Below are 21190 nucleotides of genomic sequence, written 5' to 3' on the forward strand. Positions count from 1 at the left end.
TGATTCGACCAAAACGCAAAGGCTCTAGGCCCAGTAAACACCGTCGATCGCGGGATTGCCTTCGGTTTGCACAAGACCACGCGTAACCATGTCTTCCAGATGAGCCAGTACCGATAGGGCTGCAGCGCCATGCAGGCGCGGATCCGTGTCGCGGTAGATTGCCTTTACCATGGCGGCAATCGTACGGTCTCCGGCGCGAACCCTTTCCAGAATGGCACGTTCCCGCATTTTACGATGGCCGCGCAGACCACGCACGAAAGCCTTGGGTTTTGTGACCGCCCCACCATGGCCGGGCAGATAGACACGCGAATCCAGTTCCAGCATCACATCAAGCGACGCCATATAATCGGACATGGAACCGTCCGGCGGTGCGACAATGGAGGTGGACCACGCCATGATGTGGTCGGCCGAGAACAGTATTCCGGTGTCTTCCAGTGCGAAAACCACGTGATTGGCCGTATGGCCTGGCGTATGGATTGTGCGCAAAGCCCAGCCGTCGCCATTGATGACCGTATCATTTGCCGCAATAATATCCGGGACGAATTCCGTATCCGCGCTGGCATCGAGCAGATTGACTTCACCAATATGCAGTGGGCGGGCTGCACGATGCGGACCTTCCGCCACAAGCACAGCGCCAAGCTCGTCTTTCAGAACCGAGGCGAGCGGGGAATGATCGCGGTGCGTATGGCTGACAAAAATATGGCTGACAGGGCGTCCGGCAATAGCACGCAGCAAAGTTGCCTTGTGGGCATCATCAAGCGGACCTGGGTCAATCAGCGCCAGCGTATCCTTGCCGATCAGATAGGAATTGGTGCCGTAAAAGGTGAAGGGGCTCGGATTGTTCACCGTGATTCGCTGAATCTGCGGGGCAACATCCACGGCCTCGCCATAATGGGGCGCGAATTTACTATCGAAACTTAAGGACATTGATGTGGGCTAACCTTTATGCGCCTATTGCAGTGCGGGATGAAGCTTAATATACCTCTTCTCCAAGATGGCGAAAGCCAATATGGAGGATAGTTCATGATCACTGCAAAAACTCGTTCGCTCGCCGAAACATTCCAGCCGGAAGGCCAATTGGCCAAGGCCGTATGGTTCGTCACGCTTGCTTTCGTCGGTACGGCTCTTTTGACGCTTTCGGCCAAAATGAAAGTGGATATGGTGTTCGTCAATGTGTCGATGCAGACATTTGCCGTGTTTGCGATCTCCGCTGCCTATGGCTCGCGTCTCGCCGTGGCAACCATGGCGCTCTATTTGCTTGAAGGCGCTCTCGGCATGCCCGTATTCACCGGAACACCGGAAAAGGGCATTGGTCTTGCCTATATGGTTGGACCGACTGGCGGTTATCTCTTGTCTTACCTCGCAGCTGCATGGATTGTCGGACGCGCAGCCGATAAGGGCTTTGCCCGCAACGCGATTTCCATCGGCCTGTCGATGCTCGTTGCCGAAGTCATTATTCTCACCATGGGCTTCCTATGGATGGCATATTTGTTCGGTTTCGAGAAGGCTTTCGCTTATGGCGTTGGCGTATTCATCATCGGCGATGTTCTGAAGCTGGCACTGGCAGCACTCGGAGTTCCTGCCCTCGGATCATTGCTCAAGCGTCGTTGATCTCACTTGGTTGATTATCCGCGCAATCTGATCGGCTATGGCCGTAACACGCCCGACCCGAAATGGCCGGGCGGGGCCAAGCTGGCCGTGCAATTTGTGGTGAATTACGAGGAGGGCGGCGAAAGCTGCATCCTCGATCAGGACCCCGCATCCGAAAACCTTCTGTCTGAGATCGTTGGCGCGCAATCATGGCCGGGCCAGCGCAATCTCAATATGGAATCCATCTACGAATATGGATCGCGCGCTGGTTTCTGGCGGCTATGGCGATTGTTCACGCGCCGCAACATGCCAGTCACGGTCTATGGCGTGACGCTCGCCATGGCGCGCAATCCAGACGCCGTTGCCGCAATGAAAGAGGCTGACTGGGAAATAGCCAGCCACGGCCTGCGCTGGCTGGAATACAAGGATTTTCCGGAGGAACGCGAGCGCGAGCACATTTTGGAAGCTGTGCGCCTGCATACCGAAATTACGGGCTCGCGGCCGCTGGGGATTTATCAAGGCAAGCCGTCGGACAATACGCTGAAGATCGTCATGGAAGAGGGCGGCTTTGTCTATTCCGCCGATAGCTATGCGGACGAGCTGCCCTATTGGGTGGAAGGTCCGAAAGGCCCCCATCTCATTGTTCCCTATACGCTTGACGCCAATGATATGCGTTTTGCCACGCCGCAAGGTTTCAACTCCGGTGACCAGTTCTATTCTTATCTGAAGGACACGTTTGATGTTCTTTATAAAGAGGGACAGGAAGGAGCGGCCAAGATGATGTCCGTCGGCCTGCATTGCCGTCTGGTTGGACGTCCGGGACGCGCTGCCGCATTGGAGCGCTTTCTCGATTATGTTCAGCAACACAGCGATGTCTGGGTGGCGCGCCGCATCGATATTGCAAGGCACTGGCATGAACATCATCACCCTTGATGTTCAGCCGCTGACCAAGGCAGCATTTGGGCCATTCGGCGATGTGATTGAAGTGGCGGGAGCGGAGCTGCGCCTGATCAATGGTGGTACGACAGAACGTTATCATGACCTTGCCAAGGTTGACGTGGCCGGTGATCAGCCGCGCGTCCTGATCAATATTTTTCGCGGACAGGCTTTTGCCCCTCCCATCGATATCCATATGCTGGAGCGGCATCCACTCGGCAGCCAGGCATTCTATCCATTGCAGAACAGGCCGTTTTTAGTCGTCGTGGGCGAAGATGCGGGCGGCAAACCCGCAAATCCGGTAGCATTTTTGGTGCAGGGCAACCAGGGCGTGAACTACCACCGCAATGTCTGGCACCATCCGCTGATATCGCTGGAGCAGAGCTCGGATTTCATGGTGGTGGACCGCGGCGGTGAAGGGAATAATCTCGAAGAATATTTTTGGCCGGATCGCGTTTTTCGGATTGAAGAGGTTTAGCACCTGCGCACCTCATAATGCGCGGCTCGTTCTTCGAGGCTCAGCATAGCTCACCATGAGCGAGGTGGTTGATTGCAAGGAGCTAAATCCTGCTGCTCCGAGTTTATCTTGCAGCCCCAACCTTCCTCATGGTGAGCTTGTCGAACCACGCACTTTGTTATTGCAGCTAAATCACCACCCGGTTCTGCTTACGCCCTCTTGACGCGATCACATTGGCGGATGAAGCTGATATCATGTCAAATTCCGTTCGTTTTTTTCTAAATGGTCAAATTCATGAAGCCAATGTGCGGCCCGATACGACGGTGCTGGATTGGCTGCGTAATGTGCCGCGACTGACCGGCACAAAGGAGGGCTGTGCGGAGGGCGATTGCGGTGCCTGTTCGCTGCTGATCGGTCATGTTGACGGCGATCAGGTGAAATATCACGCGGCCAATAGCTGCATCCTTGCCATGGGCCAGATCGATGGGCGCGCGCTGGTTACGGTGGAAGGGCTGAAAACCGGCGAGCTACACCCGATACAGGCGGCAATGGCGGAAAACGGTTCGTCGCAATGCGGTTTTTGTACTCCCGGAATTGTCATGTCCTTAGCCGGGCTTGCGGCGTCTAATCCGCAGGCCGATGACGAGGCCATTCATGATGCGCTGGCAGGCAATCTTTGCCGGTGTACCGGCTATCGGCCAATTGTCGAGGCGGCGCGTAAGGTGGTTGCTGCCGGAGGAGCGGCGATTGCCGGGCCGCATGTGGCTGCCTTTGCCGAGATCGAACCGCAATCAATGCTATCGGATGGCGGGGCGGTTTTTCATCAACCGGCATCCCTGAACGAACTTTTAGCACTGCGAAGCGAGAAGCCCGAAGCAATTTTGCTTGGGGGCGGCACTGATCTTGGTGTTGCGCTAGCGGATTATCATACGGACTGGAATGAGGTGATAGCGCTCGCATCGGTGCGCGAACTTCGCCAGATTTGCGAAACCGACAATCATTTGAGCTTTGGCGCGGCGGTAACCTGGGAAGAGGTGCTGGCGCGGGTAAGCGCGCATTATCCCTCGCTCGCCACGCTTATTCGCCGGTTCGGTTCCACACAAATACGCTCCATGGGGACAATCGGCGGGAATATCGGCACGGCAAGCCCCATCGGAGATGGCCCGCCCGCCTTGATCGCGCTTGGCGCGGAGATCGAACTGGCGTCGCTCAGCGGGCACAGGTTCCTTTCGCTTGAGGATTTCTTTCTCGATTACCGCAAAACAGAATTGCGACCCAATGAGGTAATTGCTTCGATCTCCATACCCAAACCCAAAGAGGGCCAAGCATTTCGCGTCTACAAAATCTCCAAGCGCTATGATCAGGATATTTCGACAGTCTGCGGAGCTTTTTCAGTTTTCCGCGAAGAAGGGCAGGTCCGCAGTGCCCGCATCGCTTTTGGCGGCATGGCGGCAACACCAATCCGGGCAATAGAGGCCGAACAGGCGCTCGTCGGAACCGCGCTTGACAGGCGCGCGGCAGAGAGCTGCGCAGCTGCAATTTCTGCTCGTTTCCAGCCCTTAAGCGACTGGCGCGGCAGCGCGGAATATCGATTGCAGGTGGCAGCAAATCTTGTAGAGCGCTTCCGGCGCGATGTGGCAGGTGAAACAGTTGAGGTCATGGCGCTATGAACATTGACCCTAAAATTGTCCAACGCAGTATTGTCGGCAAGGGTATCGCCCATGACAGCGCGGCGCGCCATGTGGCAGGTGAGGCCAATTACATTGACGATATGCCCGAACTGCCGGGAACGCTGCATGCAGCCTTTGTCCTGTCTCCAGTGGCGCATGGCAAGCTTAATGGTTTTGACGCAAGCGAAGCGCTGGCAATGCCGGGTGTTGCGGGTGTCTGGTCGGCGAAAGATGTGCCGGGCCATAATGAGGTCGGGCCGATCCATACCGGCGAGACATTGTTTGCCGAAGATATTGTCGACCATGAAGGCCGCGTGATTGCGGTGGTTGCGGCCGGTGATTTCGAAACCGCCTATCGCGCTGCCAAAAAGGTCAAGCTGGATATTGAGCCTTTGGAAGCCGTGCTTGATATTGAGGAAGCACATCGCCGCAAGAACTATGTGGTGCCGGTGCAGGAGGTCATTGACGGTGATGTCGATGCCGCGCTGGCAAGTGCGCCGCATGTCTTTTCCGGCAAGCTCAAAATGGGCGGTCAGGACCATTTCTATCTCGAAACCCATATTGCCTATGCGATCCCGGGCGAAAATGGCGAAATGCTGGTGCATTCCTCAACGCAGCATCCGACCGAAGTGCAACATCATGTGGCTGGTATCCTTGGTATTCACGCTAATGCCGTGGAATGCCAGGTGCGGCGCATGGGTGGCGGCTTTGGCGGCAAGGAAAGCCAGCCGACAATTATCGCTGGCGCTGCGGCGCTGATCTCTGCCAAGACCGGTAAGCCATGCAAGATGCGGCTCAAACGCCGTGACGATATGGCCGGAACCGGCAAGCGTCATGATTTCGTTGTCAACTGGAAGGTGGGCGTGGATGGGCGCGGGCGCATCCTTGGACTTGATGCGGAATATCTTGCGCGGGCGGGCAATCTGCCGGACCTGACGGGGCCGGTCATTACGCGGGCGCTGACCCATACGGACAATTCCTACCACATTCCCAATGCGCGCTTTGTGGGACATGCCTGCAAAACCAATACGGTTTCCAATACGGCGTTTCGTGGTTTTGGCGGACCGCAAGGGATCATCACCATTGAGGCGGTGATCGACACGATTGCGCGCGAATTAAAGCTTGATCCGAATGCTGTGCGGGCGATCAATTATTATGGTGATGGGACAGGCGATACCACGCCTTACGGCCAGAAGGTTGAGGATAATCGGCTTGTTGAGGTGACGGAGGCAGTGCTTGCCTCGGCGGACTGGCAGCAGCGACGGGCCGAAATCGACGCGCATAATGCGACCAATCCAATTATTCGGCGCGGGCTGGCAATGATGCCGGTCAAGTTCGGGATTTCATTCAATTTGACCTCGCTCAATCAGGCTGGCGCGCTGGTGCATGTCTATCTGGACGGTTCGATTTTCCTGAACCATGGTGGCACGGAAATGGGGCAGGGCCTGTTCGTCAAGGTGGCGCAGGTCGTGGCGGAAGTGTTTCAGGTTGATCTCGACATGGTGCGCATTTCCTCAACTGCCACGGGCAAGGTGCCAAACACCAGTGCAACAGCGGCCTCCACAGGCTCCGATCTCAATGGCATGGCAGCCTTCAAGGCGGCGACCGCGATCAAGGCCCGTTTGACCACTGTTGCCGCCGAACATTTTGATGTTGAGGAAGAGGTGATTATCTACCGCGAGGGCCGGGTTCACGCGGATAATCGATCCGTTTCCTTTGGCGAACTGGCAAAAATGGCCTGGGCGAAACGGGTGCAGCTTTCGGAAGCAGGGCACTATGCGACGCCTAAAATCCACTGGGATGGCAAGACCATGAAGGGCAGGCCATTCTTTTATTTTAGCTATGGCGCGGCGGTGGCGGAGGTGGCGATTGACACGCTGACCGGCGAGACACGCTGCCTGCGCGCCGATATTTTGCAGGATGTGGGTTCGCCGCTCAATCCGGCTATTGATCTTGGTCAGATTGAAGGCGCCTTCGTGCAGGGCATGGGCTGGGTAACTTGCGAAGAGCTTTGGTGGGACAAGACGGGGCGATTGAGGACTGTTGGCCCATCAACCTACAAAATACCCGGCTCACGCGATGTGCCGCCCATTTTCAATGTCCGCATTCTTGATAATATGCCCAACCGCGAGGAAACAGTGTTCCGCTCAAAAGCCATTGGCGAGCCGCCTTTGATGCTTGGAATTTCCATCTGGCTGGCAATCCGCGATGCCATCGCTTCCATAGCCGGATCAGTGCCGCAACTGGATAGTCCCGCAACACCCGAAGCCGTATTGCGGGCGGTGAAACAAAGCTCCCCCTCCGGCTCTCGATAAGCAAAACCCGGCTTGATAGGCGTTTCCTATAACGACTTTATATCTGAACGAGGTGTGGACAATTCAGTCAAGGCAGATTTGAGCATTCGTTTTTAACCTTGATCGCAATAGCATCATGCCTCAGCTTGTTGAACCATGCCTGGGTTGGATCGGCAACAGCAGATGAATTGGATCACAATGACGCTTGATGAACTGAACGAAGCAAGCACTCAGAAATTCATTGAGGCGCTGGGCAGCATCTTCGAACATTCGCCTTGGGTGCCGGAAGGGGTCGCAGATATGCGCCCCTTTGCAAATGTCGACCAATTGCATGGCGCCATGCTGGCTGTTGTCGCGAAGGCAGGACAAATGGCGCAGCTCGGATTGATCCGCGCTCATCCGGACCTTGCCGGAAAAGCCGCGCGCCAGGGCAGGCTGACGACAAGTTCAACATCCGAACAAAAGGGTGCAGGTCTTGACCGGTTGACCGATGAAGAATTCGATGAGTTTCACGCCCTGAACAATGCCTATCAGAGCAGATTCGGGTTTCCCTTCATTCTTGCAGTGCGCGGCCACGACAAGCATTCCATCATGGCAGCCTTCCGCCAGCGGCTTGAGAACAATTCGGGCGAGGAGGTTCTGGAAGCGTTGCGGCAGATCGGGCAGATCGCGCGTTTTCGTCTTGATGATCTGATTTCATGAGAAGGGGCTCTTGATGGGCAAGCTATCGACACATGTTCTGAACACGGCTGACGGACGACCCGCTGAGGGCGTGCGCCTGACGCTGCATCGTATAAACGCTGCCGGCGGGCGACACCTGCTTGCCACCGCAATGACCAATGCCGATGGCAGGACTGACGCGCCTTTACTATCGACGGCGGACATGGTGGCCGGGCAGTATGAGCTGACATTTCATGTGGGCGACTATTTCAAAGGAAAAGACGTAGCTTTGCCCGAACCTGCATTTCTTGACGACATTCCAATACGTTTCGCAATTTCCGATGTGCAGGGCAATTATCATGTGCCGCTGCTGGTGACGCCGTGGTCATATTCGACTTATCGGGGGAGTTAGGGGTTGAAAGCTATGGTGCCGTGGTTCGACAAGCTCACCATGAGGAATGTGGGTGAGCTGCAAGATGTCTGTTCTGAGATGTTTTAGGCGTTGTGCGTGGTTCTCCCTCCTGAGCTTGTCGAAGGGCGAACCACGCACAGCGCTGTTGCTGCTCACCACCGGTGCCTATCCATAAACCCCGGTCACGGTGAAACTGCGTTTCTCGTCTCCTTTGAAATAAACCAGATTGCTTGATGAAACGGGGGAGGACTCATCGCAGACGATGGTGATATCCCCCGTCGAACCTGCATTGAGCAGGACGCCATCCTGCGGGAACACTGCGCTCAATGCCTTCTGCATGAGCGGAGAGATATCAATGGCAATATCGTTCCGGAGCGGATCGGTAATCTGAATCACGTCATTCTTGAGCCATTGCTTGATGTGTTCCGGATTGGAAACCTGCAACTGATCGGCGGTCGTATCCCATTTCGCCCAAGCTGATTGTGCGGGGGAGCGGGTGATATTCCAGACGCGAATCATGGATATACCGCGCATACTTGTTGCAAAAATCGCCGCTGCGCCACCTTTGTTCAGGTTTAAAAGATTGGCTGACAACGAAGCGATTGTTGCGCTGGACGGGACCATTGGCGCTTCAAAAATTGTGGGCGTACCAGCCCAGGCGGGAACAAGCGTCATTCCGGATTGCTTTTTGCCGGTTGTTGCATGGACAATGCCCGCAGGAAAACAGGCAAGACCCGTGGTGCTATCGGCCACCATCACATCGAACCATTTGGAGCCATCGGCGCTGGCCTTGATGCGGAAGTCACGGCCCCACATGGTTCCCATTTCAGCGCGGCCCTGATAGTTCGACTGGAACAGCAGGGAGGCTGTCTGATTGTCATCCGCCTTGTTGATCTTCAATTGATGTCCGGCCCCGGCATGATCGAACAGCGCGGCAGGGCTTTTAACTGACAGCCTGTTTGTATCATCCGCTGTTGCCTCAATCCCGAGACGGGATACCGGGTTGGTGCTGATTTCGTTCTTGATCCATTTTTTCTGGTGAAAAACGACGAAGCTTTTCTCATCTTCAATCCAGACATTCCAACCTTCCAAGGCGGAGAAAAAAGCCCAGGCGCCATCCTGCCAAGCTGCAATTTGTCCCTCGCGGCGTTTCCAGAGGCCTTTTGCAGGCGTGTTGATAATGTAACGATCGCCCTCCTGGTTCTCCTCGGGCGGTAAAGAAGTGCTCCTGTTGATCGCCGATAGCTGTACGAGCGCGTCGAGTGCTCTTATTGCTTCATTATGAGTCACATGCTTCTGCGCTTGCGAGGGAGCGATATAAGGAAGCTTGAGGTTGGTCGTCTGTTCCATTCGGTAATCCTTTTTCCATGCACCAAAGTGCAGGACTCTAAAGCCGAATGAGAGCTGTTGGATAAGTTGCAGGCACTTAACACAAAGATTGCAATTATAATGGCCTATGCTACTGCTCTGGCAATTGCGAATACCGAGGAATAAAGATTTGGAAACATTCCGGCAAAGCATCTCCATGATGCCGCGTCGTTACAAGCAGTCCCTGCTTGTCATCTTCGACATGGTTGCACTGACATTTGCGGTTTGGCTTAGCTATTTGCTGAGGTTCAGTGTAGTTTTTATGCCAAACGGCGAACAGATCATGCTCATGATCTCTGCTCCTCTCATCGCATTGCCCATATTCATCCGCTTCGGCCTGTACCGCGCTGTCATCCGCTATTTGCCTGATAAGGCGATCTGGACGATGATTCAAGCGGTGACCATTTCGGTCATCATCTGGGTCTGTCTGGCATTCCTCACGCAGATGACGGGTGCCGCAGGTGTCCCGCGTGCCATACCCTTCCTTTATTGGGTTCTGGGTGTTGCAATCATTTGTGGCAGCCGTTTTGCCGCCAAATGGCTTCTATGGAGCCCCTTAGGCGAAAAATTTCTGGAACGCCAATGCGTTATCTTTGGTGCTGGTGATGCAGGGCGGCAATTGGCCAATGCCTTGCGCTCGCAAAAGGACGTATTTGTCGCCGGTTTCATCGACGATGATAAAAGCTTGCAGGGCATGGATATCCTCGGAATACGTGTTTATCCACCGGCGAAAATTGAATATCTCGTTGAGAATTTCGGCATCAAGGAGATGATCGTCACGACCTCCGCGCTTACCGGAATCGAGCGGCGCAGACTTGTCGGCCGTCTCAAGGCGCTCGATGTGAAAGTGCGCATTCTTCCGGCAATTTCCGATCTTACCGCCGGAAAATATATTGTCAGCAATCTGCGCGATATTGATATTGACGATCTGCTTGGCCGCTCGCCGGTTCCCGCTGATCCTGAACTGCTCGACAAGACCGTGGAAGGCCGTGTCGTGCTTGTCACGGGTGCCGGCGGTTCCATCGGTTCTGAGCTTTGCCGCACGATTGTGAAGCTTGCACCCGCGAAACTTGTCATATTCGATGTCAATGAACACAGTATCTACCAATTGCAGCGCGAGCTGAATGCAATCAGCGATTGCGTCGTCATACCGGTGCTCGGATCAATCAGCGATGCGATCCTGATCCGCAGGGTTCTGGCTGAGCATAGGGTAGAAAATGTGTATCACTGCGCTGCCTACAAGCATGTGCCGCTTGTAGAAGAAAACACTGTCGAAGGTGCACGCAACAACGTCATCGGCACGGAGGTTCTGGCCAGAAATTCGTGCGAAGCAGGTGTTCGTAATTTCGTGCTTATTTCTTCTGACAAAGCGGTGCGGCCCTCCAACGTGATGGGGGCCACAAAGCGCTGGGCGGAATTGATTGTTCGCTATTACGGTAATCAGGCGCAGGCGGAAAATACCGGCCAGGTGTTCGCATCCGTCCGCTTTGGCAATGTCATCGGATCGAGCGGATCGGTTGTACCATTGTTCCGCGAGCAGATTTCAGGCGGCGGGCCTATCACGCTGACTCATGATGATATGACCCGTTATTTCATGTCGGTGCGCGAAGCTGCGGAACTCATCATACAGGCCGGTGCTCTCTCGAGCGGCGGCGATATTTTGATGCTTGAAATGGGCGAAGCCGTACGCATCCGCGATCTGGCCGAAAACATGGTTCTTCTTGCAGGCTTGTCCGTCAAAGACGCTAATAATCCAGATGGGGATATCGAGATTGTCACCGTCGGTATTCGCGATGGCGAGAAGCTACACGAGGAACTGTTCTACGATCCGCAAGGTGTTTCGGCGACGCGTCACCCAAAAATTTTGCGGGCACAGCGCCGCGTTAACGGGCTGGATCATCTGCCCGGCTCAATTGATGAGTTGCGCAGGCTGATAGAAAAGCAGGATGCGGAGGGCATCAGGAAGTTGCTGTATACGATCGCAGCTTCCTGAAGATCGCCTCGATTACGGTTTGCCTGACCTTAGCCGTCTGAGCAGCAGGGTCACGGCAGCAAGCGCTATGATGATGGCAAGCACTTGGCGCCAGCCTGACTGCGTGGTGAATAGTGCACAGGCTGCCAAGATGAAGTTGAGCGCCACCACGCTCAAAATGATCAGCCAGACAGACCACCCCGAACGTTTGGCAATTTGATAGGCGTGCTTTGAGTGGGCATTGAGAATATTTTCGCCCGCGGCCAATCGCATAAACAGGGTTGATGTTGCATCGGCGATGAAGAAAAGCGGCAATATCAGCCCGGCCCAAATCGTCATTTCGCGAGCGACCATGAAGAAAGTGATGCCGCTGAGCAGGCCGATTGGAAGACTGCCCGAATCGCCCAGAAATATCGTTGCTTTCGGGCGATTGAAAAAGAAAAATCCAGCCAATCCACCCGCGATGGACATGGCGAGACTGCCAGTTCCGAAGTTCACCAGACCAAATAAAGAGAAACCGGCAATCAGGGCTAGCGGGACGCCAAGTCCTGCAACAACCATCAGGTCTATACCATCCATAAAATTGGTAATGTTGATGAAATAGACCAGAGCCGCGACCAGCAAGGCCCGCTCCACCAGAAACGGCAATAAATCCGGCAGCAGGCGGAAATTATCGCCCAATCCATAAACAGCAATCACGGACGCAATCAATTGTGCCGCCAGACGTATGGATTCAGGCAGATGATGACGGTCGTCCAGGAAGCCGACGATCCATAAAACCGTGGCTCCAAGGCTGGCCGATATAAGGAAATGCAACTGAAGGCCTGCCTCAGCCCCAAAAACCCAAAGCGAAACCAGTATGCCAGGAACAAGGGCAAGACCGCCGAGCTGGCGCGCCGGTTGGGTGTGATTCGATCGATCAGTAATTGTTGCGCCCAGAAAATTTGACGGCAGCATCCGCATGGCAGCCCAGAGCAGAATTGCGCTCGCTATGGCGACGGATAAAAATGGAATTATGATAATGGTCAATGCTGATCCCCGGTCATATGTGCAATACAGCACCCTTGTCATGAAAATAATGCCGAAACAATTGTGGGATGAGACAAACTGGCCGATCATTCACGTTGCACAAGCTGAAACCAACGGTTATAAGCCGCGCTGTCGCATGAGGATTTCGCATCCGATGCAGACATGTTGGGGCGTCGCCAAGTGGTAAGGCAACGGTTTTTGATACCGTCATTCGGAGGTTCGAACCCTCCCGCCCCAGCCAAACCATAATTATGAATTTCAGCAGCGCCTTTTGATTGATCTCCAGTTCGAGATCAGATTTTATCGCAGGCATATTTTATGTATTTGAGGTCGCCAGCTATCTGAATACCAGCGAATCAACCATCCAAAAGTGGGAAAGCGGTGCGAAGCGGCCCAGCGGCATGGCCCTGAAACTGCTGGCGGTGGTGCAAAAGCATGGCCTGCAAGTTTTAAGCTGAGGGGGAGCAAATTGGCTCGTGAACTCCAGAACCATGCTTATAGAAGGTGCTGCACGCGCTCAACCGCCCAATGATAGAAACTGCCTTCGAGCGGTGGTTCGTTTGATGGGCCCTTCTTGTGGATATGGAAGCCAATGAAATCGGGATGCTTCAACGGTTCCAGGCCAAAGGCCGGATCGTAAATGCGTAGCGCATCCCGTCCCGTCCAATAATAGAAGTTTTCTTTTGTGGCGCCATCTTTGAAAAACCCATAGCGCTTAGCCAGCCGGGAAATGCCGTCATTGGCGAAAACAGTAATGCCCACCATTGCTGGCGAAACCTTTTGGCCGGTTAGCCGAAACCATGCCGGGCGCAGGACACGGCGGCGAAAACCCAGCCAAGGCGGTACGATCCGCGTGCTTTCCAGATAGGCGTCGAATTCCCTGATAACCGGATTGTCCGGCGGCAGATACATGGCCGAAACACCTAGGCGGGTGAAGTTTTCGCGGGCAAGATAAGGACGATCGGGCGAGGGGTGGAATTGTTTGGTCAGATAGATATCGGTGTCGAGCCACAGGCCTTGCTGTTTTTTCATCAAGGTGACGCGAAACAGATCGCTGAACTGGCCTATGACACGCGTATATTTGGGGATATCGGGAAAGTCGGGATCAAGCCGGAAAAAATAGTCCTTGCTCAATATCTCGGAAGCATCGTGCAACTCGATGGATTTTGGCAGGTTCTCGATCTCTTCGAAAGCATAGAGTTTGACCCGTTGACCGGTCATGGCCATCGAAGCGAGGCAGACACGATCGACTTCGCGCAATCGCGGCCCATACCAGAATGTGCAAATATCCATGCGAACGGCCCCTTTATCATCTGCTCATCTAGGGCGGGGCGCTGCATTCGTCAATTACGCGCTCTGCAATTGCGGATCGATTCCCAAAGGATTTATTTTCTAGGGATGGGTTGTTTTAAAACATGCTGACGGCGCGCAATTGGAAGAGTGGAAATATGTTCTGATAATCAACGGATAGAGGCAACAAATTGGCGCGGATTTGGGTTGGCCTGAGAAACTATCCTTTCCCTAAGGCAGGGCGCTACACTATGTTTGCGGTCGCTGACCAAACGTGTTGAACTGCGTTTGGGATCAGGCGATATTTGTTACAGGTATGATGCCTGGCGACATGAGTGGGTAATGACTTTCATGACCAAGAATTTGACGCATTTGCAGCGTCTTGAAGCCGAAGCGATCCATATTTTTCGTGAGGTTGCCGCTACATTTGCCAATCCGGTGATGATGTACTCCATCGGCAAAGATTCATCCGTTATGCTGCATCTGGCGATGAAGGCCTTTTATCCCGCCAAGCCGCCCTTTCCGTTTCTCCATGTGGATAGTACGTGGAAATTCAAGGAGATGATCGCGTTTCGTGATTCAGAAGCTGATCGCCTCGGGTTTGATCTGCGCGTTCACAGCAATCAGGAAGGCATTGAGCAAGGCATCAGTCCTTTCGTGCATGGATCAAACACGCATACCCATATCATGAAGACCGTCGCCCTGCGTCAGGCTCTCGATAAATACGGATTTGACGCAGCCTTTGGCGGTGCACGGCGCGACGAGGAAAAGGCCCGCGCCAAGGAACGCATTTTCTCATTTCGCAATGCACAGCACTCCTGGGACCCGAAAAACCAGCGTCCTGAAATGTGGAAAATTTACAATACGCGCGTTGCCAAAGGCGAGTCGATCCGTGTGTTTCCTATCTCCAACTGGACCGAACTGGATGTCTGGCAATATATCATGCAGGAGAATATCCCGATTGTTCCGCTGTATTTTGCCGCCAAGCGCCCCGTTGTCGAGCGTGACGGAATGCTGATCATGCGCGATGATGAGCGCATGCAGCTCTTGCCGGGCGAGGTATTGCAGGAGAAAATGGTGCGCTTTCGCACGCTTGGCTGTTACCCGCTGACGGGCGCAGTTGAATCCGAAGCGGCAACGCTTCCCGAAATTGTCAGCGAAATGCTGATCTCGCGGACGTCAGAGCGCCAAGGGCGCATGATTGACCGGGACGAGGCCGGTTCGATGGAAAAGAAAAAGCGTGAGGGCTATTTCTGATGAGTAAGCTGGCCCATATCGAAACTTCGGTTGCACAATCCGCAGCTGAGGAAATCAGCGCTTACATGGCAGAGCAGGAAAAGAAGTCGCTGTTGCGGTTCCTGACCTGCGGCTCTGTCGATGACGGCAAGTCAACGCTCATCGGCCGGCTTTTATACGACACCAAGCTGATCTTCGAGGACCAGCTTGCAGCGCTGCAAAATGACAGCCGCAAACATGGCACCAATGGCGAAGATATCGACTTTGCTCTCCTTGTCGATGGGCTTGAGGCCGAGCGCGAGCAGGGCATCACAATCGACGTTGCCTATCGCTTCTTCTCGACGCCAAAGCGTAAGTTCATCGTTGCAGATACGCCCGGCCATGAACAATATACGCGCAATATGGCAACAGGCGCCTCCACGGCAGACCTGGCCATTGTGCTGGTCGATGCGCGGCAAGGGATTTTGCGTCAAACAAGGCGGCATAGTTTCATCGCGTCCCTGCTTGGTATCCGCAACATCGTGCTTGCGGTCAACAAGATCGATCTGGTTGATTATTCGCAGGACGTATTCGAGACGATTGTCAAACAATATCAGGAGTTTGCAAGCGAACTCGGATTCAAAACCATACAGGCAATTCCGCTATCCGCTCGCTTTGGCGATAATGTAATCGGCCCATCGGAAAATTTGGGCTGGTATGAAGGCCCGTCGCTTCTGCAACATCTGGAAAATGTGGCTCTGGATGATGCCGATGCAACGCGTCCGTTCCGTTTTCCTGTTCAGTTCGTCAATCGCCCCAACCTCGATTTTCGCGGATTTTCAGGCACCATAGCTTCCGGCACAGTCTCGCCGGGTGATGAGGTTGTGGTGGCCAAATCCGGCAAAGTTTCGCGCGTGAAACGAATTGCGACGTGGGACGGCGACCTTGACCAAGCGGGAGAAGGGCAGGCCGTCACCATTGTGCTGGAGGACGAGGTCGAGGTTTCCCGTGGCAATATGCTGGTCTCGCCGGATAATCGCCCCGAAGTGGCCGATCAGTTTGCCGCGCATCTCGTCTGGTTTTCCGAAGCGCCATTGATCCCCGGACGCTCTTACATTTTGCGTACCGAGACCGATCAGGTAACGGCAACCATCACTGATCTGAAATATCGAGTCGATATCAATAGTTTCGCGCAGGAAGCGGCCAAATCGCTTGATCTGAACGAGGTTGGTGTCGTCAATATTTCGACGCAGGAGGCGATTGCTTTCGATGGATATAAATCCAACCGCTCGACCGGTTCCTTTATTCTGATAGACCGGCTGACCAATGCGACGGTCGGTGCGGGTATGATCGATTTTGCCCTGCGCCGCGCCTCCAATGTCCATTGGCAGGCACTTGATGTCGACAAGGCATCGCGCGCAAACCAGAAGGATCAAAAACCTGCGGTCGTCTGGTTTACCGGCCTGTCGGGCTCTGGAAAATCGACAGTCGCCAACCTTGTCGAAAAGCGTCTGGCTGCACTTGGCAAGCACACCTATATTCTTGACGGTGACAATGTCCGCCACGGTCTTAACCGTGACCTCGGATTTACCGAAGAAGATCGCGTGGAGAATATCCGCCGCGTTGGTGAAGTTGCCAAGCTGATGGTTGATGCGGGTTTGATCGTGCTGGTCTCGTTCATCTCGCCATTCGTCGCCGAGCGGCGCATGGTCCGCGAATTGCTTGGCGATGGCGAGTTCATGGAAGTTTACGTTGATACGCCGTTTGAGGAATGCGCGCGGCGAGATCCAAAGGGTCTTTATGCGAAGGCCCTGCGCGGTGAAATCAAGAATTTCACTGGTGTGGATTCGCCTTATGAAGTGCCGGAGAATCCGGAGCTTCATCTGAAAACCGTGGGACGGAAAACCGAAGAGCTTGCCTCGGAAGTGGAAAAGCTGCTCACTGATCGCGGAATCATCTTCAATTTCGATCATAGTTCGTGGTCGATCTAGGCAGGGCTGAACGTGACAGTAAATCCAGTACCTACAACGATCGACTACGCATCGTTGCTATCCATATTCGAGAAAACCGCGATTGCAGCCGGCCTCGAAATCCTGCGCATCTACGAAGAAGGTTGCGACGTCGCGCTTAAGGACGATAAGTCGCCAGTCACTGCTGCGGATCATGCGGCTGAAGCAATTATCCTGGAAGCATTGCGCCGGGCAACGCCGCATATACCCATTGTTGCGGAAGAGGAAATTTCCGGCGGACATGTGCCGGGGGATCTCGGCGACCGGTTTTATCTCGTCGATCCGCTGGACGGAACGCGCGAGTTTGTTAATCGCAATGGCGACTTCACAGTCAATATTGCTCTTATCGAATATGGTATTCCGGTCTTGGGCGTTGTCTATGCTCCGGTTCGTGGCTGGCTGTTTACAGGTGGCCCGGATGGCGCGAGGGAAATAACGCTGGATCATGGGGGCAGCATTGTTTCGGCACGGCAAATTTCCTGCCGCAAGGCACCGCAGCAGATGATCGCCGTCGCCAGCCGCTCTCATCGTACGCCGGAAACCGATGCGCATCTGGAAGATTTTGATATTGAAGAATGTATTTCTGTTGGATCGTCGATCAAATTCGGCCTGTTGGCACGGGGCGAGGCGGATATTTATCCACGCCTGAGCCGGACGATGGAATGGGATACGGCTGCCGGGGATGCAGTGCTTCGCGCCGCTGGTGGAACGACGCTCACGCTGGATGGCAAGTTGCTGAGCTATGGTCGCCGCAATCAGGCGGATGATGCTGATTTTGCCAATCCCGGATTCGTCGCTCGGGGCAGACTATAGCCAGTTTTCAGCTTTAAGACCTGGAACCCGGCTGAAATCCTTTAGATTGTTTGTCACGAGAATAGTGCCTCTCGCACAGGCATATGCCTTAACAAATGCCATTTGGCTTTGGTCGGCAATAAATTATCATCTCATCCTTTGCGCAGCAGCAAGGTGACGACGAAGAACGCACCGATGGAGCTGGTGACGACGCCAATCGGCAATTCCTGCGGCGCGAGCAGCAGTCTTGCGACGAGGTCGCTTGAAAGGAGCAGTATGCTTCCGAAAAGCGCGCAAGTTACAATCAGTCCGGCATGGAGCTGGCCGGAAAAACGCCGCGCAATATGGGGAATCATCAACCCGACAAAGCCGATAACGCCCGATACTGAAACAAAGATCGCGGTTGAAAAGGCACAAACAATAAACACGATATTCCGAGTTCGATTGACCCTGACGCCGAGGCTTTCCGCGGTGTTTTCGCCCGCCAAAAACGCATCAAGGTTGCGGTGGTTATAAAGCGCGAAGACGAGGATCGAGGCGAGGCCAATCAATGCCAGCGGCAGATTATCCCAACGCGCAATTCCCAGTCCTCCAAGCGTCCAGAACAATACCGAATGGGCGGCGCGTTGATCGCCGGAAAACACCATATAATTGGCAAGCGCCGTGAAGATGAAGGATACGGCAAGGCCAGCAAGGATCATGCGCTCGGGACCTTGACCTTGTACGCGGCGCACCAGCAGCAGAACGATAATAGCTGCGAGCATGCCACCGCTGAACGCAGCAATGGGCAGGGTCCATACGCCGAAGCGATCGCCGAAAAGACTTATAACCGATACCGCGCCAGCAGCAGCCCCCGAGGAAAGACCAAACAGGAAGGGGTCGGCGAGATCGTTGCGGGTAACGGTCTGCAACATTGCGCCAATGATGCCAAGGCCAGCACCGACGCACAGGCCGAGGATGGCGCGGGGCAAACGAAGGTCGACAATAATTCTTTCTATGGGCACAGTCGTGGCCAGATCGCTGAGCCCTGCAAAATGCGCCAAGGCATTCAACACGTCGCCAAGCGCGATAAATGTTGAGCCATAGGCAATGGAAAGGAGCCCAAGCACGATGACCAGCACCGTGCTTACCGCTAAAGTCAGTTTTGTTCCCGCCGGAAAATGCACTCAGAATGCTTCCGGATGCATTGCCTTGGCAATCTTTTCGATGGCTTCGATATTCGCAGGACCCGGCGTAAGTTCCGCATAACGAAGGGCGACAAAGCGCTCATTCTTTACTGCATCGGTTTCCTTCATGGCCGGATGGCTCTTCAGGAAATCGAGAAGCTTCTTATATCCAACATCATCCTGATAATCGAGGAGTACGAGAAACTGCGGATTGCGCGATGCAACAGTTTCCCAAGAGGTGGTGGCCCAGCTGGATTCCAGGTCATCCATGATGTTGACGCCGCCAGCTTCGCTGATCATCGCTGAAGGGATGGCGAACTTTCCAGCGGTGAATGGTTTGTCTTCACCGGAATCATAAAGGAACACGCGGGTACCGCTGTTGGTGCCGACCTTCTTTTTGATCTGTGCCAATTGGGTCTTCCAGCCGGAAATCAGTTTTTCAGCTTCTGCTTCCTTGCCGAAAATTTTGCCCAGCTTTTCGATGTCGCCATAGAGAAGTTCCATGGAAGCGGCAGGGCGGTTTTTATCGAGATGGACGCAGCTCTCGGTCAGTTCGAGGGTTTTGATTCCATAGGGCGCAAGTGTATCGGGGGTAACTTCGCCGCCGATGCGCATGCCGTAATTCCATCCGGCAAAGAAGAAATCAGGCTGCACGGCGATAATATTCTCGAGTGTCGGATTTTTTGGTGCAAGTTCCGGAATGGAACCCTGCTGCTTGATGAAGGCATCATCGAGCTTGTACCAGCCGGTGATTCCGGTCACGCCAACCATTGAAGATTGCAGGCCAAGCGCGAAAGCCATTTCGCTCATGTTGATATCGTTGACGACGACACGTTTGGGAGCGGCGTCGAAGGTCAAAGGTTTGCCGCAACTATCGACGGTTACAGGGAAAGCAAAGGCAGGCGCAGACAGAAGAGTAAATGCGAGGGCAAAAAGGGATTTTTTCATCAAATGCTCCGTGAATGAGAATGGGCGTCATGGATCGGTTCGGGTGCTTCAAACACCATAAGGTCGCGCTGGCGGGATGGGTGCCTGAGGCGCAGCACATCAAGGTCAAATACATCGCTGACAATGCGCGGGGTCAGCGTTTCGTCGGGCGTGCCTGACGCTACAAGCTGAGCGCTGTGCATGACTGCTACATGGGTTGCAAAGGGCGCAACAAGCGGCAAATCATGCAGAACGGCAATGGTCGTGACATTAAGTCCGGCAACCAGCAGGAGCAGTTCGCTGCGCGCCTTTGGATCGAGGTGATTGGTCGGTTCATCAAGAAACAGGATGGCCGGTTGCTGGGCGAGGGCGCGCGCCAATTGCATGCGCTGCCGTTCGCCGCCTGACAATGAACCCAATGCACGACGGCGGAAATGGCTGATCCGCGCTCGCTCCATGGAATCTTCGACGATTTCCCGGTCGATCGTGCGTGTGAAGACGCCCAGATGGGGAATGCGGCCAAGAGATACATAATCCTCGACAAGAAGCTGTTGATCGGGGGCATCGGCCTGGCCGACAAAGGCAAATTGCCGGGCCCGCTCAAGCGGCGACATTGTACCGATAATTTTGCCGTTGAAGCTTATTCCGCCGGACGTCGGTGGCAGCAGCCCGGCCAGCATGCGCAGCAAGGTGGATTTTCCAGCGCCATTCGGCCCGATAATAGCGAGCCTTGCGCCACATCTTATGCCGACCGACGCAGCATCAACCAAAATATGGGTTCCGGTTTTATAGCTCACGGCTGTTGCATCAAGCTGTATATGGCTCACGGGCGCGCTCCCATGCCGTGGAAATATTCTGAGGATTTCGACATGGGTAGGAGATAACGTAATGTTATAACAATCGTCAATGCCGATTGTTTGAGAGGGTAGATAATATGATGCTGGGTCGAAGTGACGATGCGCGAAACGTTCATACCTGCCAACTTTCAAGGGGAGGACAGAGAACGCAGACGATGAACCGGAAGCTATTCAAAGCATTCGGGTGCCGCTAATGCGGACAGAGGTCATCGCATCGCTCCCGGCACACCCCGTCCGGTTCGAATTTCAATTATGATGGCAGGTCTCCTGGCTCACGGGTCTTGGCAAAGCCTTACCTTCCCGATCTTGCGATCAGTGGCATCATCAGGCGTCGCTCACCGCTTACAGTTGCGGGGGCAGCCACGGTTTCGGTCCCTTTTGGGTACGCCTCACCGTGTTCCCTTTTCATCTCCAGCATTGTCTAGCCGGAGAAACCATCACGATGATTAGTAGTTGAACCGAAGTGAAAATGAAATGGGGTAAAAGAGATAGCACTTGGAAAAAATAGAAGATGCTATGTTTCCCTCAGGAGTGAGAGGGAGGCTT

The 21190-nt window shown here is 54.3% G+C and carries 17 protein-coding genes, 1 tRNA gene, 2 pseudogenes and 1 riboswitch; of the genes and pseudogenes, 13 read left to right on the forward strand and 7 right to left on the reverse strand.

Annotated features, from left to right (window positions below; all coding sequences use genetic code 11):
- Positions 1–24: 24 nt before the first annotated feature.
- Positions 25–927 (reverse strand): MBL fold metallo-hydrolase, encoded by a 903-nt coding sequence (locus tag QFZ34_RS17400; protein WP_307283415.1) that lies wholly within the window; start codon positions 925–927, stop codon positions 25–27.
- 96 nt (positions 928–1023) lie between these two features.
- On the opposite strand from QFZ34_RS17400, the gene QFZ34_RS17405 reads away from it, so the two are divergent.
- The 7 genes and pseudogenes from QFZ34_RS17405 to uraH all read left to right on the forward strand — a co-directional run bounded on the left by QFZ34_RS17405 (position 1024) and on the right by uraH (position 8019).
- On the forward strand, positions 1024–1611 hold the full coding sequence (locus QFZ34_RS17405; protein ID WP_307283418.1) for a biotin transporter BioY: 588 nt from the start codon (positions 1024–1026) through the stop codon (positions 1609–1611).
- Positions 1612–1617: 6 nt separating this feature from the next.
- Positions 1618–2520: pseudogene (gene puuE / locus QFZ34_RS17410) on the forward strand (allantoinase PuuE); the annotation flags it as partial.
- A complete protein-coding gene (locus tag QFZ34_RS17415) occupies positions 2504–3004 on the forward strand; it encodes an ureidoglycolate lyase (RefSeq protein ID WP_307283425.1) in 501 nt (166 codons plus the stop codon). The pseudogene puuE and the gene QFZ34_RS17415, both read left to right, overlap by 17 nt.
- 233 nt (positions 3005–3237) lie before the next feature.
- Positions 3238–4653 (forward strand): xanthine dehydrogenase small subunit, encoded by a 1416-nt coding sequence (gene xdhA / locus QFZ34_RS17420; RefSeq protein WP_307283428.1) that lies wholly within the window; start codon positions 3238–3240, stop codon positions 4651–4653.
- On the forward strand, positions 4650–6968 hold the full coding sequence (gene xdhB, locus QFZ34_RS17425; RefSeq protein WP_307283432.1) for a xanthine dehydrogenase molybdopterin binding subunit: 2319 nt from the start codon (positions 4650–4652) through the stop codon (positions 6966–6968). Before xdhA ends, xdhB begins: the two co-directional genes overlap by 4 nt.
- A gap of 162 nt (positions 6969–7130) precedes the next feature.
- Positions 7131–7649, forward strand: coding sequence for a 2-oxo-4-hydroxy-4-carboxy-5-ureidoimidazoline decarboxylase (gene uraD, locus QFZ34_RS17430; protein WP_162802431.1), 519 nt, complete (start codon positions 7131–7133; stop codon positions 7647–7649).
- Positions 7650–7662: 13 nt separating this feature from the next.
- On the forward strand, positions 7663–8019 hold the full coding sequence (uraH, locus tag QFZ34_RS17435) for a hydroxyisourate hydrolase (protein WP_307283436.1): 357 nt from the start codon (positions 7663–7665) through the stop codon (positions 8017–8019).
- A 165-nt stretch (positions 8020–8184) separates the two neighbouring features.
- Here uraH and QFZ34_RS17440 read toward each other — a convergent pair whose 3' ends face one another.
- A complete protein-coding gene (locus tag QFZ34_RS17440) occupies positions 8185–9369 on the reverse strand; it encodes a DUF2793 domain-containing protein (RefSeq protein ID WP_307283439.1) in 1185 nt (394 codons plus the stop codon).
- Between the two features lie 175 nt (positions 9370–9544).
- Here QFZ34_RS17440 and QFZ34_RS17445 point away from each other — a divergent pair, with 175 nt between their 5' ends.
- Positions 9545–11380 carry a polysaccharide biosynthesis protein gene (locus tag QFZ34_RS17445; protein ID WP_307286440.1) on the forward strand — a complete coding sequence of 612 codons (1836 nt, stop codon included), beginning with the start codon at positions 9545–9547 and terminating at the stop codon, positions 11378–11380.
- Between the two features lie 12 nt (positions 11381–11392).
- Here QFZ34_RS17445 and QFZ34_RS17450 read toward each other — a convergent pair whose 3' ends face one another.
- Positions 11393–12388, reverse strand: coding sequence for an MraY family glycosyltransferase (locus tag QFZ34_RS17450; RefSeq protein WP_307283442.1), 996 nt, complete (start codon positions 12386–12388; stop codon positions 11393–11395).
- A gap of 166 nt (positions 12389–12554) precedes the next feature.
- Here QFZ34_RS17450 and QFZ34_RS17455 point away from each other — a divergent pair.
- Together QFZ34_RS17455 and QFZ34_RS17460 are read left to right on the forward strand one after the other, a co-directional pair.
- Positions 12555–12629 (forward strand) — tRNA-Gln (locus QFZ34_RS17455).
- Positions 12630–12720: 91 nt separating this feature from the next.
- Positions 12721–12846 (forward strand): annotated as a pseudogene (locus tag QFZ34_RS17460) (helix-turn-helix domain-containing protein); the annotation flags it as partial.
- A gap of 37 nt (positions 12847–12883) precedes the next feature.
- Here the strand turns inward: QFZ34_RS17460 and QFZ34_RS17465 are convergent.
- Positions 12884–13681 carry a glycosyltransferase family 32 protein gene (locus tag QFZ34_RS17465; RefSeq protein WP_307283445.1) on the reverse strand — a complete coding sequence of 266 codons (798 nt, stop codon included), beginning with the start codon at positions 13679–13681 and terminating at the stop codon, positions 12884–12886.
- 348 nt (positions 13682–14029) lie between these two features.
- Here QFZ34_RS17465 and cysD point away from each other — a divergent pair, with 348 nt between their 5' ends.
- The 3 genes from cysD to cysQ are packed head-to-tail and all read left to right on the forward strand — an operon-like array spanning position 14030 to position 17715.
- Complete coding sequence (cysD, locus tag QFZ34_RS17470) at positions 14030–14935, forward strand: sulfate adenylyltransferase subunit CysD (RefSeq protein WP_115052206.1); 906 nt, start codon at positions 14030–14032, stop codon at positions 14933–14935.
- On the forward strand, positions 14935–16884 hold the full coding sequence (cysN, locus tag QFZ34_RS17475) for a sulfate adenylyltransferase subunit CysN (RefSeq protein WP_307283450.1): 1950 nt from the start codon (positions 14935–14937) through the stop codon (positions 16882–16884). The genes cysD and cysN overlap by 1 nt, the downstream gene beginning before the upstream one ends.
- A 12-nt stretch (positions 16885–16896) precedes the next feature.
- Positions 16897–17715, forward strand: coding sequence for a 3'(2'),5'-bisphosphate nucleotidase CysQ (cysQ, locus tag QFZ34_RS17480; RefSeq protein ID WP_307283453.1), 819 nt, complete (start codon positions 16897–16899; stop codon positions 17713–17715).
- 131 nt (positions 17716–17846) lie between these two features.
- Here cysQ and QFZ34_RS17485 read toward each other — a convergent pair whose 3' ends face one another.
- The 3 genes from QFZ34_RS17485 to QFZ34_RS17495 are packed head-to-tail and all read right to left on the reverse strand — an operon-like array spanning position 17847 to position 20614.
- Positions 17847–18860 carry a FecCD family ABC transporter permease gene (locus QFZ34_RS17485; RefSeq protein WP_307283457.1) on the reverse strand — a complete coding sequence of 338 codons (1014 nt, stop codon included), beginning with the start codon at positions 18858–18860 and terminating at the stop codon, positions 17847–17849.
- Positions 18861–19808, reverse strand: coding sequence for an ABC transporter substrate-binding protein (locus tag QFZ34_RS17490; protein ID WP_307283463.1), 948 nt, complete (start codon positions 19806–19808; stop codon positions 18861–18863).
- Complete coding sequence (locus tag QFZ34_RS17495) at positions 19808–20614, reverse strand: ABC transporter ATP-binding protein (RefSeq protein ID WP_307283467.1); 807 nt, start codon at positions 20612–20614, stop codon at positions 19808–19810. The genes QFZ34_RS17490 and QFZ34_RS17495 overlap by 1 nt, the downstream gene beginning before the upstream one ends.
- Before the next feature lie 270 nt (positions 20615–20884).
- Positions 20885–21098, reverse strand: a riboswitch (cobalamin riboswitch).
- Positions 21099–21190: the final 92 nt, after the last annotated feature.

It is taken from the genome of Phyllobacterium ifriqiyense, from assembly GCF_030817885.1.
Classification (GTDB): Bacteria; Pseudomonadota; Alphaproteobacteria; order Rhizobiales; family Rhizobiaceae; genus Phyllobacterium; species Phyllobacterium ifriqiyense.